This window comes from Pseudomonas sp. CFBP 8772 (genome assembly GCF_014841665.1).
Classification (GTDB): domain Bacteria; phylum Pseudomonadota; class Gammaproteobacteria; order Pseudomonadales; family Pseudomonadaceae; genus Aquipseudomonas; species Aquipseudomonas graminis_B.
Genome location: NZ_JACYUI010000016.1, coordinates 14,330 through 27,607 on the forward strand (window position 1 = coordinate 14,330; position 13,278 = coordinate 27,607).

The 13,278-nt window shown below is 62.5% G+C and carries 7 protein-coding genes; 1 reads left to right on the plus strand and 6 read right to left on the minus strand.

Going from position 1 to position 13,278, the window contains the following annotated elements:
• Nucleotides 1-2: 2 nt before the first annotated feature.
• The 3 genes from IFT99_RS23690 to IFT99_RS23700 form a co-directional block, all read right to left on the minus strand.
• Nucleotides 3-899 carry a triphosphoribosyl-dephospho-CoA synthase gene (locus tag IFT99_RS23690; RefSeq protein WP_192135503.1) on the minus strand — a complete coding sequence of 299 codons (897 nt, stop codon included), beginning with the start codon at nt 897-899 and terminating at the stop codon, nt 3-5.
• Nucleotides 899-2,575, minus strand: coding sequence for a malonate decarboxylase subunit alpha (gene mdcA / locus IFT99_RS23695; RefSeq protein ID WP_192135504.1), 1,677 nt, complete (start codon nt 2,573-2,575; stop codon nt 899-901). Before mdcA ends, IFT99_RS23690 begins: the two co-directional genes overlap by 1 nt.
• Nucleotides 2,576-2,673: 98 nt before the next feature.
• Nucleotides 2,674-3,822, minus strand: a complete 1,149-nt coding sequence (locus IFT99_RS23700) for a DUF4172 domain-containing protein (protein ID WP_192135505.1) — start codon at nt 3,820-3,822, stop codon at nt 2,674-2,676.
• A gap of 271 nt (nt 3,823-4,093) precedes the next feature.
• Between IFT99_RS23700 and IFT99_RS23705 the strand changes: the two genes are divergently transcribed.
• Nucleotides 4,094-4,327, plus strand: coding sequence for a CopG family ribbon-helix-helix protein (locus IFT99_RS23705; protein ID WP_192135512.1), 234 nt, complete (start codon nt 4,094-4,096; stop codon nt 4,325-4,327).
• A 358-nt stretch (nt 4,328-4,685) separates the two neighbouring features.
• Here the strand turns inward: IFT99_RS23705 and IFT99_RS23710 are convergent, their stop codons facing one another.
• From IFT99_RS23710 to IFT99_RS23720, 3 genes are all read right to left on the minus strand, one after another.
• Complete coding sequence (locus IFT99_RS23710; protein ID WP_192135514.1) at nt 4,686-5,174, minus strand: chemotaxis protein CheW; 489 nt, start codon at nt 5,172-5,174, stop codon at nt 4,686-4,688.
• Nucleotides 5,167-11,148: a hybrid sensor histidine kinase/response regulator gene (locus tag IFT99_RS23715; RefSeq protein ID WP_192135516.1), complete on the minus strand. Its 5,982-nt coding sequence runs from the start codon at nt 11,146-11,148 to the stop codon at nt 5,167-5,169. The genes IFT99_RS23710 and IFT99_RS23715 overlap by 8 nt, the downstream gene beginning before the upstream one ends.
• Nucleotides 11,149-11,238: 90 nt before the next feature.
• On the minus strand, nt 11,239-13,275 hold the full coding sequence (locus tag IFT99_RS23720; RefSeq protein ID WP_192135518.1) for a methyl-accepting chemotaxis protein: 2,037 nt from the start codon (nt 13,273-13,275) through the stop codon (nt 11,239-11,241).
• Nucleotides 13,276-13,278: the final 3 nt, after the last annotated feature.

Here is a 13,278-nt window from a genome sequence, read left to right on the forward strand (position 1 = left end):
GATCAGACGTTCCTCGTTGCATCGCCGAGCGCAGGCTCCAGGCGATCAATAAACAGGCAAGCGGCTAGCAAGTCGGCAGCGCCGCCGGGAGAGGCGTTCAGGCTCAGCAGTTGTTGATCCAGCTGATTCAGCGCGCGACGGCCGCTGAGGGTCGCGCTGCCGCCGGCGTCCAGGACCTGCTGCGCACCGTGTTGCATGGCGTGCAGGCCTGCTTCACCGGCGCGATACAGCACGCAGGTATCGGACAGCGTGGTCATGATCGCCAGCAGTGCATCGAGTCGCGCGTTCTGCTCGCCATGCCCGGCGGCGCGGCTGCGGAGGAGTTGCGGCAAGCCGGTTTGAGTCACGGCAGGGAAACCCGCTTGCGCTTGCTCCCGGGCACCCGTTGCGCCGTATTTCTGCGCAACGGCTTGGCCATGGCTCTGGTTGGCGGTCTGATGACGATCCTCGATCAATGCCAGTTGGCCTGCGCGTCGGCTCAGCCCTTCTGGAGAAAGATCATCGGGATTCAGCGCGGCAGCGGTGACCAGCAAACCCAATGCCCAGATCGCGCCACGGTGGGTGTTCACCCCATTGGTGGTGCGCATCATCGCGGCTTCACCCTCGCGGCCGAGGCGGCCGATGGTTTCCCGCAGTGCCGGGTTGAGCTCGCCGATGGCGATGGCGGCGTCGGCCATTTGCTTGAACGCCGGCCACAGCGACAGCGCTGATGCGTGCATCAAGCCTAGGTGCAGATCTGTGTGAGCGCCACTGCTGCGACGATCGACCAGCGCCGGTTTTGGCGACAGGTCGGCTTCGTCGATCAGTGCATCCACGGCCAGATCAGCCAGGCGCTCAGCCAGCCAGGCCGAACCGGGCGCTGCATCGAAGGCATCGAAAGCTACGTTGAGTGCGCGCATCACCAACTCCTGAATTTCGCAGGCGGGTTGTACAAACCGCCGGACCATTCCACCAGCTCGGCGATGCTCTTGGCGGCGAGCAGTTCGCGGCTGGCATCGGTGCGACGAATGCCCAGATCCTCAGGCAGCGCAATCAGCCCTTCGCGGCGCATGCGGGCGGTGTCTTTCGGGTTGTGGCGCAGGCCGATGGAGGTCACCCCCGCCACGGCGGCGATCATGGCCTGACGCTCTTCAAGCGTTCGTGCCTTGTACAGATAGGCGATGCCTTCTTCGGTCAGCAAATGGGTGACGTCGTCGCCGTAGATCATGATCGGCGCCAGGGGCATGCCGCTCTTTTTCGCGACTTCGACAGCGTCCAGCGTCTCGACGAAAGTGGGTTTGCCGCCCTCCTGGAAAGTCTCAACCATTTGCACGACGAGCTTCTTGCCGCGCTCAAGATAGGCGTCCGGCCCGTCACCGCTTTGCTGGCGCATGTCCAGCCAGGCGGGCGTGGCGTGACGCCGGCCGCGCGGGTCGTGACCCATGTTCGGCGCGCCACCGAAGCCTGCGAGGCGCCCGCGCGTAACGGTGGAGGAATGGCCGTCGCCGTCGACTTGCAGCGTGGCGCCAATGAACAGGTCAACCGCGTACTGCCCGGCCAGCTGGCACATCATCCGGTTGGAGCGCATGGAGCCATCGTGGCCGGTGAAGAACACGTCGGGCCGTGCGGCAATGTAGTTTTCCATGCCCAGCTCGGTGCCGAAGCAATGCACGCTTTCGACCCAGCCGCTTTCGATGGCGGGGATCAGCGTCGGGTGCGGATTAAGCGTCCAGTTGCGGCAGATCTTGCCCTTCAGGCCCAGGGATTCACCGTAGGTCGGCAGGATCAACTCGATGGCTGCGGTGTTGAAGCCGATGCCGTGGTTGAGGGACTGGACGTTGTGTTTCTCGTAGATCCCGCGAATCGCCATCATCGCCATCAGCACGTGCACCGGCTTGATGTGGCGTGGGTCGCGGGTGAACAGCGGCTCGATGTAGAACGGCTTGTCGGCAACAACCACGAAATCGACCCATGACGCCGGGATGTCCACGCGCGGCAGGTCGCTGACGTCGTCCACCAACTGGTTGACCTGCACGATGACGATACCGTCGCTGAAGGCGGCCGGTTCGATCAGGGCGGGGGTGTCTTCGGTGCTGGCGCCGGTGTAGATGTTGCCAGCGCGGTCAGCCATGAAACCGGCCGAGAGCACGACGTTGGGAATCAGGTCAACCAGCAGGCGGGAATACAGCTCGATGTACGTATGAATCGCACCAATTTCCAGCAGGCCGTCTTCCAGCAACTGGCTGATGCGCAGGCTTTGCGTACCGGCGAAGGAGAAATCCAGCTTGCGGGCGATGCCGCGTTCGAACAGGTCCAGATGCTCGGCACGGCCGACGCTGGGCATGATCATGTGCAGGTCGTGGAGCTTGGCGGGATCGGCCTTCACCAGTGAGCAGGACAGGAAATCCGCCTGCTTCTGGTTATTGCCTTCCAGCACCACGCGATCGCCCGGCGCAATCAACGCCTCAAGCGCCGCGACAATCTTGTCAGTCGGCAGTACAACGCCATCGGCGAAGGAACGCACCAGGTCGAGCCGTCGCAGTTTTTCAGTGCGACGACGCGACCAGCGCGGGTCAAGTTTCGTTGTTGTGGTCATGCTGACTCCACGAGTTCGCTGTCGTGGGGCAGATTAGGAGGGGTTCAAGTGCGGCATCAATCAAGTAACTGGCGGGATCGTTACGCTGAGAGTAATGATCAGTCCGCCCAGTTGATCTGATAACGGGTGCTGCGCCCGCCGCCCGGGAGTTTAAGCAGGCAGCCTTTTTCCAGAAGGTCTCGAAGATGCCGGGTGGCGGTGGCTTTACTGACTTTGGCAACCGCCTGGTATTGAGCGGCGCTGATGCCACCGGTAAAACCCGCGTCGGGTTTCTCCGACAGCAGGTCGCCATTCAACAATCGATTAAGCACCTTGGTCTGCTCGGGAGACAGCCCGTCATCCCGATGGGCTTGCCAGAATCTCGCCTTCGCCAGCACTCGCTCGATACGTTGCATGGCCTGCTCAAGCGTGTGGAGCAAGGTCTGTAAAAACCAGACGAGCCATTCAGTGATGTTCAGGTCACCACGCTGGGTCGCTTCCAGAATCCGGTAGTAGTCCTGACGGCGGGCGAGGATGCTCGCGGACATGGCGTAAAAGCGTATGGCCTGATGTTCGCCCTGGGCCATGGCCAAGTCAGTGATCGCGCGGGTCAAACGTCCGTTGCCATCGTCGAACGGGTGCAGCGTCACGAACCAGAAATGCGCGATGCCCGCGCGGACCAAAGGGTCGAGGGTAGGGTCGGCATGGCTGCTGTTGAACCAGTAGAAAAAGTCATCGAGCTTTTGCTCCAGGCCTTCGCGTCCAGGCGCCTCGAAATGCACCACGGGCCGGTCGATGCGACCGGACACGACCTGCATGGGCTCAGGCCCTCTGAGCGTTCCGACCTGAATGGGGCGTGCCGTCAGCGCGCTAGTGTCGGGAAACAACAAGCGATGCCAGTGCATCAGCCGCTCAGACGTAAGCGGCCCATCGTGCTGTTGAGTGGCGTCCAGCATCAGCTCCGCCAGACCTTCACTGCGTGCAGTCACGCGGTCATCGCTGGCGAGCCCGAGCCGCTTTGCCAGCGAAGAGCGCGCCGACTCCACGTTGAGTTGCTCACCTTCAATCGCCGAGGAGGTGATGACGTTTTGCAGCAAGGCGTCCAGTTCGCGCTCGACATTCGCGCCGGTGCCCGACGCGCCAATCATCCCCAATAACTGACCCTGCGCCTGGGTACACGCCCGCAACAGCGGCGCCAACGGCTCCACGTCCCAGGAAAAGGACGGCCATTTGGGGTGTTGCCAAATCCACGTTGCTGACTGTTTCACGGAACGCCTCGGAGGGGTGTGAGCCGATTAGCAACCCTATTCGGCTCACGGCATGAGCCGAATATGCGGTTTATTCGGCTCAGCGTCTAGAAGGGATTTGAGAGGAAAGCGATATATATGTACCGCAGTCGACCCTTTTTGACTGATTAAACTGTCTGCTTCACAAATTTGAAGTCTGATCCCGATGCCGCGACCGCCTGAATTGCCTTTTTCGACCCAGACTCCTACCTTTGAGAGCGACATATATGCCTTTCAAGCGCCCGGAGATCTCATGTCATCGACTGTCCTGTCATTTCAAGCCGATGAAGAAACAGTACAAACACTTGACCAGTTGGTCGGCGCCACTGGGCGTGATCGGCAATATCACCTTCAGCAAGCACTGAGCCGCTACATCGAGGCCGAGAAGCACCAGATGCAGGCTGTCTCGGACGGCATAGCGGATGCCGATGCAGGGAACCTCACCGACATTGAATCTGTGAAAGCGAAACACTTCAGCCTGATCTGAGCCGGCTTCCGCTGGCAACTCCTGAATCCTTCGGACAGACACAAGTTGAGCACGCAGGAGATCAAATTGTGGGAGCGAGCTTGCTCGCGAAGAGGCCAGGACGGTCGCTAAATCTCCAGCAGCTGAAATGCAGTCTTCGTGAGCAAGCTCACTCCCACAAGGGCTGTGTTGGGCATGCAACCTGCGGCGGGTGACATGCAGTCCTGGAAGCGAGCTTGCTCTGGGCCGCATACGGACGAAAGGGTCGGTACATCCACCAAATTTTCAGCGGCTGAAAAGCAGTCTTCGCGAGCAAGCTCACTCCTACAGGGGCTGTGTCCGGCATGCAACCTGCGGCGCTTGAGAGCCGGGGAGTCTCTTACAAGCTCGGCGTCACCTGAATCAACCCCGCATCCACCAGCCACTCTTCCAGAGCCACAAGGTCCGGGATCTTCGCCACGGTCTCGCCCACTTGCACCGCGGCCAGTTCCAGCTCTGCCAGCGGCACGTCAACATAGCTGAGTTGGCTATCGAGTTTGCAGGAGCGCGGAATCCCTTGGGTCAGCAGGGCGATGAATTTGAGGTCAGGCCGGCCGCCGAGGGCGTTGAGCACGACGATGCGGGCGCGGCCTCCGACACGGGCGCGGCTGCCGCAGGCGGCTTCGAAGCTGAGCAGCGGCAGGCTGCGGTTGCGCCAGTTGATTGGGCCCAGGTACCACTGGGGTGCGGCGGGGTTGGCGACGCTGTCCTGATAGTCGATCAGCTCGGCGACGGCGACGTTGGGCAGCAACAACTGCCGGTCGCTGAGGGGGATCAGCAACCCGGTCAGGCTGGTCAGCCGCGCCGTTTGCGTCGTCGTGTCAGACATGGGCGTGGCTCCAGTGAGCGATGCTTTCCAGCAATGCGGCTTCCTGATACGGCTTGCTCATGTATTCGTTCACCCCCAGCGCCATGGCGTGGTCGCGGTGCTTCTGCCCTGATCGCGACGTAATCATTATGATCGGCAGGTGCTTCAAGGCGTCGTCTCCGCGAATCTTGCTGACCACCTCAAAGCCGTCCATGCGCGGCATTTCGATGTCCAGCAGCATGATGTCCGGGGTGTGCTCCTGCAGCAGCGCCATGGCATCGACGCCATCTTTGGCCGTCAGCACGTTCATGCCGTTGCGCTCCAGCAAGCGGCCGGTGACCTTGCGCACCGTTACCGAATCATCCACCACCATCACCAGCAACGGCCGCGCCTGTTCGGGTTCGACATGGCGCACCGGCGCATGCCCCGCGACGTGCAGCGCCAGCAGCTTGGCGTGAAAGCGCCGGATGTGCGCAAACAGGTCGAGAATCAGCACCACGCGGCCGTCCCCGAGAATGGTCGCGCCGGCAATGCCGGGTATCGACGAAAACTGAGGACCCAGGTTTTTCACCACGATTTCCCGCGAGCCGGCCAGCGCATCCACCTGCACCGCGACCCACTGATCGTGTACGTGGACCAAAAGCACCGGCAGCGGCTGGGTCTGTGTCTGGCCACTCAGTTTCGGCGGATGACCGTTATTGAGCAGTTCGCCCAGATAACGCAATTCGTAACTCCGTCCGCTGTACTCGTAGCGCGGCGGCACCGAGTGATAACAGGTCTCCAGCTCGCTCGGCATCACGCGCACGATGCCCTCGATACTGTTCAGCGGCACGGCGTACTGCTCCTCGCCGCTTTGCACCATCAGCGCCCGATTGACCGACACCGAGAACGGCAAGCGGACGCGGAAACGCGCGCCCTCTCCCGCCCTGGAATCAATGACCATCGAACCGCCAAGGTCCTTGACCTCGGCGTGCACCACGTCCATGCCGACGCCGCGCCCGGAAATCTGGGTGATGGTCTCGACGGTGGAAAAGCCCGCGCGCAGGATGAACTGCAGAATGTCGTGTTCGCTCAGCTCGGCGTCGGGACTGATCATGCCGCGCTTGATCGCCTTGCGCCGCACGGCCTCGAAGTCGACACCGGCGCCGTCGTCGCGCATCTCGATGACGATGTCACCACCTTCGTGGGCAAGACTCAGCGTGATATGCCCCCACTCGGATTTACCGGCGGCCAGGCGTTCCTCGACGCTCTCCAGACCATGGTCGACCGCGTTGCGCAGCATGTGCTCCAAGGGCGCAACCATGCGTTCAAGGACGTTGCGATCCATCTCACCCTCGGCGTTGATGACGTCGAACTTGACCTTCTTGTTCAGCTCGCCCGATACCTGACGGACAATTCGGCGCAGGCGCGGCACCATCCGTTCGAACGGCACCATGCGCGTGCGCATCAGGCTTTCCTGCAGTTCGGTGTTCACCCGTGCCTGTTGCAGCAGCAGGGTTTCGGCCTCATGGGCGCGGGTGTCAAGGGTTTCCTTAAGGTCCATCAGGTCGGACGCGGACTCGAACAGCGCGCGGGACAACTGCTGCAGCTGCGAATGACGGTCCATTTCCAGCGGGTCGAATGCTTCATATCCGTGCCGATCGGTGTGATGGTCACGGCTGAGAATACGGCCCTGGGTCTCGATGTCGAGTCGGCGCAGCTGATCGCGCATCCGCTCGATGGTGGTTTCCATTTCGACCAGGGTGATCTGCGCGTCGCTGACCTGCTGCTCGACACGGCCCCGGAATATCGAGGTCTCCCCGGCCAGATTCGCCAGGTCTTCCAGCTGCTCGGCCGGGACCTTGATCATCTCCGGTCCGGTACGCTCGCCATCGGCCTCGGCCTGTGCCGCCGCCGGATCAACAGCAGGCGCTGGCAGCGCAGCCGGCACCTCCTGAGGTTTTTCGACGGGCTCGCGGGCGGCTCCGGACGAGGTGTAGTGACCGATGCTCTCGATCAGCAGCGCCGGATTGGGCAACGGCTCGTAACCCCGAACGGCATCAACCATGTCGGCGAGCATGTCGTGGCCGCTTTGCAGCAGGCCGTTGAGCAGCGCGCTGTTTTTCAGCGCGCCGGACGACAATCCCTCGTACAGCGACTCCAGCTCATGGGCCAGATCGCCAATTGGCGCGATTTCTACCATCCGCGCGCCGCCCTTGAGCGTGTGCAGATCGCGCAGCAGGTTCTCGACTTCCTGCGCGTTCTGAGGGTCGGCCTGCCAACGTACCAATGCCGCACTGCTGCTCTCGATGATGTCGTCGGCTTCTTCGAGGAAGATCTCCAGCAGTTCCGGATCGCGCTCGTCCAGCGAGTGAATCATTGCACTGACGTTGCGCGTCTCGCCGTCATTGGGCAGCAGGTAGCAGTTGCGCTGACGAAACTCGCGAATTTTCTCGATCAGCGGCGCGGGACTGGTCAGCGCCGAACGGTGCTGCAGCTGCTCAAGCATCAGCGACAAGTGATCGTGGCTGTGCACTAGCAGCTCGGCCAATTGCGGCGAATAACCGCAACGTCGGTCGAGCAGGCCTTCGTAGAGCGATTCCAGTTCATGACCGAGGTCGCCCACCGGGCCGATTTCGGCCATGCGCGCGCCCCCTTTGAGGGTGTGCAGGTCACGCTGCAACGATGACAGCGGCAGCGGGTTTTCCGGGTCGTCGAGCCAGCGCTGCAGCGCAGGGCCGGCGATGTCGAGAATATCCACCGCCTCCTCGAGGAAGATCTCGACGATTTCCTGATCGAAATCATCCCGGGCAGGCTGGGCGGGTTGAGCGAGATGCTCGGTGACCTCCTCCATGTTCGTGATGCTTGTCGCCCCACCGCGATCACGTTTGATAACGCCCATTGCGCCGGGGTCCAGCGCTTCGGCGAGCAGACCGCGCAAGGCGCCCACGCGCTCGGGGCACGGCTGGACTTCCTGTCCGGCGGCGACCTGATCGAGCATGTTGATCAGCGCTTCGTGGGCCTTTTCGGCTTCGTCGAAAAACCGCTCGCTGACCGCAAGGCTGCTCTCCTCTACGGCGCCATACAGGTCGAGCAGTGCTTCGCAGAGCTCATCGACCTGGGGCAGGTCGGCTACGTGCGCGCCGTGGCCGAGCATGGTCAGTTCGTCGAGCAGCGCATTCAGTTCCTGGCGATGGCCGGGGTGCTGGCGCCAGTCTTTGAGCAAATTGTCAGCGTCCAGCAGGATGTCCATGCCTTCGGCCAGAAAGCTCGCAATCAGCTGGGGATTGCGCCGCGTGCGCAGGCCATTGCTGTCGTCGCTCAACGCATCGGCCAGGCGCGCTTCGAGCAACTCATGGGCTTGTTGAATCAGCGCGGCGGCGCCTTCGATGGGCATCAGCGGGTCGACATTCAACTGGGACAGGCCTTGATGGAACAAAGGCTCGGCCGCCCGCAGCAGGTCGATTTCGCCCTGGCTGACCGCGATCAGATTGGTCTTGAACTCGCGCACCAACTGATCCAGCGGGCTCGCCAGCTCGGCGATCGGCAAAACGCCCGCCATGTAAGCGCTGCCTTTGAGGGTGTGCAGCGCGCGCAGCAGATCATCACTGAACAGCGGCGCATCATGGTCCTGCGCAGCGTCGAGGTAGCGAGCCATGGTGTTCAGGTGGGTGTGGGCTTCCTGTCGGAAAATCTCCAGCAACTGCGGATCAAAACCCTCTTCATCCTCCAGCCGCTGCGCAGGCTCGACGTCGCCCGCATCACCCTGGGCCAGCGCGTGGGCCTGGGCCGCCAGTTGATCGACATCGTCGCGCTGGCGCTGAACATCCTCGGCGAAATCGCGAATCACGTCCGGCAGTAAGGCCTGCACGTCTGTGAGCAACTGCTGCACCCGTGCGTCCGGCTCGACGCTGCGCTCCAGCACGCGGTTCAGCAGGTTCTCCACCGACCACGCCAGCTCGCCCAGAATCAGCGCACGGACCATCCGGCCGCTGCCCTTGAGCGTGTGAAACGCCCGACGAATTTCGCCCAGCGCCGAGAGATTGCCAGGATCGGCAAGCCAGCGCGGCACGTACTCGCGCAGGGCTTCGAGCATCTCGTCGGTTTCTTCGAGGAAGACTTCGCGCAGCTCGTCATCGATTGCCTGCTCACCCTTCGGCGGCGGCAACAGGCTGGCCGGCATATCGCGCGCCGGCGGGTTGACCGCCGACAACGGGCTGGCCAGCACTTCGGCGAGGGTCCGGCTCGGGCTGACCAAGGCCTGGCGTTCGTGCAGGTCTTGCAGCTCTTCTTCGCTGATGATTTCTTCGAGCACCGGCACATCCAGTGCTTCCGGGACCGGTGAATAACCGAGCCGGGCGAGACTCTCCTGGGCCAGATCCAGCACGTGCTCACCCGGCGCTTCCGGGTCCTCGGCCATGCGTTCGAGGTAATACTCGACGCCGATGATCACGTCCGCCAAGTGATCGAGCTGCGAGGCCGCCGGGCTTTCGGTGTCGACCAGCAGGTGCTCGGTGATGTAATCGTTACAGGCCGCCAGCAGGCCGGATGCCCGCGCCAGGGGGATCATCGCCAATGCGCCGCGCACCTGAACCAGTTGCTCGGACAGCGGCAGCAGACGTGCCCGGTCCAGCTCGCCGTCGACGTAATCGTCGATCACATCCTTGGCCTGCTGCAGGACAATGCGCGCTTCCTTGATGACCAGCTGGTGAATCTGACTGAGGTCTGTGGTGGGCAGACGGCTCTCTTCGGGGCTGCTCTGGTTGACCGTTCCGGCCATGCCCGCGAGGGTGGACTCGACGTACAGCAACGCACCGGCGACGTCCATCAACGTGGCATCGTCGGGCGCGCGTTGTCCTTGGGCCATGCCCTGCACCACGGTCATCTGATCGATGATAACTTTGCGCGGCTGCCCAAATCCCAGCACCGCCAGGGTGTCGGCGATCTGCCGTAGCGGCGGCAGCAAAGCGCTCAGCTCACTGACGTGTTGACGGTCCCCGCGCACAAAAACGTCGAGCCGCTCCTTGGTGCGCACCAGCTCATCGCACAGGGCAATGATCACCGAGCGCATGGCGTCGCGATCCGGCCCGGCCATACGCGCACGTTCTTCAGCAACCAAGGCACTGTGGGGCAGGGCATCGGCAAGGGCGTACTGATCCTTCAAGTCCGTCATCTTCTGCGCCTCGCTGTCGGACTTGGCGATGTAAAACAACAGGCTTTTCAGGAGTTCGTCGGGCGCAGGCTGATTGATGCCTTCAATACCCTGATCCAGCAGACGTTTGAGTTCTTTGTCAGCGTCCTTGAACAGACTGCGCAGCGCCGGGCTGTTGGTGAAGTTGCCGCTGAGCATGGTTTCGACCAGCGCGGAAGCGATGCGCCACAGCGGTTCGAGGGGCGCGTCCTCGCACAACACCTCAAGCCGCGAGAACACCTTGCCCATGTAACCGAGCTGAGTCTGAACATCCTGATCGCGAAGCAGCCCGACCAGTGCCGTTTGCAGCGTTTGCCGCAGCTTGCGCAGTTTCGCGGGCAGTTCCGGGCTGTCGCGCTCGGCCAACGCGTCGGCATCAAGGGCGGGAATGGACAGCAATTGCGGCGAGAACAGGCTGGTCTCGGACAGCAGGCTTTCGCCCCTGGCGCTGCGTAAGTCGTTGAGCAGCGGCAGCACCACCAACGGCAGATCACGGCGAGCGGAGTGCACACGCTCCAGATAGACCGGCAGCTGGGTCATCGCCAGATTCAGCAGTTGAATCGCTTCGTTTTCCTGGGCGACATGGCCTTGTTTCAGTGCCAGCGCCAGCTGTTCGATTTCCTCGGCGAACAGCGCGGCGCCGTAGAACTCGATCATCTGCAGGCTGCCGTGAACCTGATGGATGAGCTCGAGGCACTCGTCCATCGCCGCTGCGTCGTGAGGCTGGGCGACGAAGGTGTCCAGCGCCTGTCGGGCGTGGGTGAGGGTTTCGGCTATTTCGCCTTTGACCCACTCCAGGGCCACGTAATCGTGACGGTCAGCCATGGTGACTCCGGTTGCCTGTGCCTTGACGCTGCTTCATGTGCAGTAACGGGTGCATTAGCGGGGCTATCAAACGCGCCTTCACAACGGCCATCACTGCCGCGATGTCGGCAGCGTGAAGCCGGACACCGAGCGGCGCATCTCGCTGGCCATCTTCGCCAGATTGCCCATGCTCCGAGCGGTGGCCGCCGTGCCTGAGGTGGTCTGCGTGGTGGTCTGCTGAATCACCAGCATGGTCGAGGATATCTGCTGACCCAATGCCGCCTGCTGCTGCGCTGCATTGGTGATGCTTTCGACCAGCGCGGCGAGGATCTTGGACACGCCTTCGATCTCTTCGAGCGCGACACCGGCATCCTGCGCCAGCCGCGCACCGCGCACCACTTCTGCGGTGGTCTGCTCCATGGAGATCACCGCTTCGTTGGTGTCGTTCTGAATCGCACGCACCAGCGTCTCGATCTGCTTGGTGGCTGACGACGAGCGCTCGGCCAGCCGCTGGACTTCATCGGCCACCACCGCAAACCCGCGCCCGGCATCACCGGCCATGGAGGCCTGGATCGCGGCGTTGAGCGCGAGAATGTTGGTCTGGTCGGCGATGTCATCAATCAGGCTGACGATATCGCCGATCTCCTGGGAAGACTCGCCCAACCGCTTGATGCGCTTGGACGTGTCCTGAATCTGCTCGCGAATGTTGTCCATGCCGGTGATGGTGTTATGCACCACTTCGTTGCCCTTGTTGGCGATGGTCACGGACCGCTCGGCCACCGCGACGGACTCGGACGCATTGGCCGAGACCTGATCGATGGAAGTTGCCATGTCATGGATGGCGTTGGACGCCGCTGCGATCTGCAACGCCTGATGCTCGGACGCAGCGGCCAGTTGCGTGGCGGTGGTCTGCGTGTCTTTCACGGCGCCGAACACTTGCTCGGCGGTGAGGTTGATGGTCGACACCAGCTCGCGCAGTTGGTCGATGGAGTAGTTGATCGAATCGGCAATGGCGCCGGTGAAATCCTCGGTGACCGAAGCGGCCACGGTCAGATTACCGTCCGCCAGGTCTTCGATCTCGTCGAGCAGGCGCATGATCGCGTTCTGATTGCGCTCGTTCTTCTCGGCGGTTTCGCGCAGCTGCCGATTGGTTTCGCGCACCATCACCAGGCCTATCAGGATGATCGACGCCAGGGCCAGCAGGCCCAGCATGTAGCCGGCATAGCTGTACACCGCGCGGCCACCGGCCATGTGCTCGAAGCTGTTAGCGAGCACCGAGGCTTCGTCGAGGAGCGTTTGCGACAGATTAAAGATGCTGCCTGCCGCTTCCCGGACTTCCAGCAGCTCCGGCGAGGTTTCGAGAATCTCGTCCACCGACCCCGAGACGAACTGGAACAACTCGGCGATCTCGGCCAGCCGCGCCCGCGCATCCCGGTCTTCGACCTGGGCGATCTTCAGGGTGGCATTGCCTTCGAGCATGCCGTTGAGCACGCGCCCGAACTGGCTGGCATCGCGACCGAAAGCATCCGCTGCCTGAACCGCCGTTTCGTCGCCCGACAGCACCGTGTTGACTGCGCCCAGTATCCGCTCGGCCAGCAGCGACTGCCGCTGGGCAAGGGCCACTTGGCTGGCGGGCGCACGGGTTTGCAGGAGGATGTCGACGACCTTTTCCGACTCGATCTGCAACTGCGGGATGGTCTCGGCGAGAGTTGCCGCGACCTGATGCAGCGAGAGCACGGTCTGCTCACGGGCAAGTATCACGTCAGTGCTTTTGCGCAGGTTTTCCCAGTCGGTCTGCACGGCTTTCAGCTCATCGCTCACCGCGGCGGGCGCAGCAGGCAGGCCGGTGTTCTTGTCGCCTGTCTTCAGATACTGCCAGCGCGTGTCGAAGTCGTTGCGCGCGTCGGCCAGCAGCTTGAACGCCGCCGCCTTGCCCGCCGCCGCTTCCGTGGCGTTCTTGGCGATGCGCTGGGACAGCACGCGCAGCTCGCCGGCGTGGCCGATGTATTGTTTGTCGTAGTTGGACTGCGTGCTGAGGTACGCGAAGTTGACGAACAGCAGCATGATGAAAACGATGAGGCAGATGAACAGCACGACGATCTGTGATCGACTGCGCGCGCCTTCCAGTGACTTGCCGGTATTACTCATTGC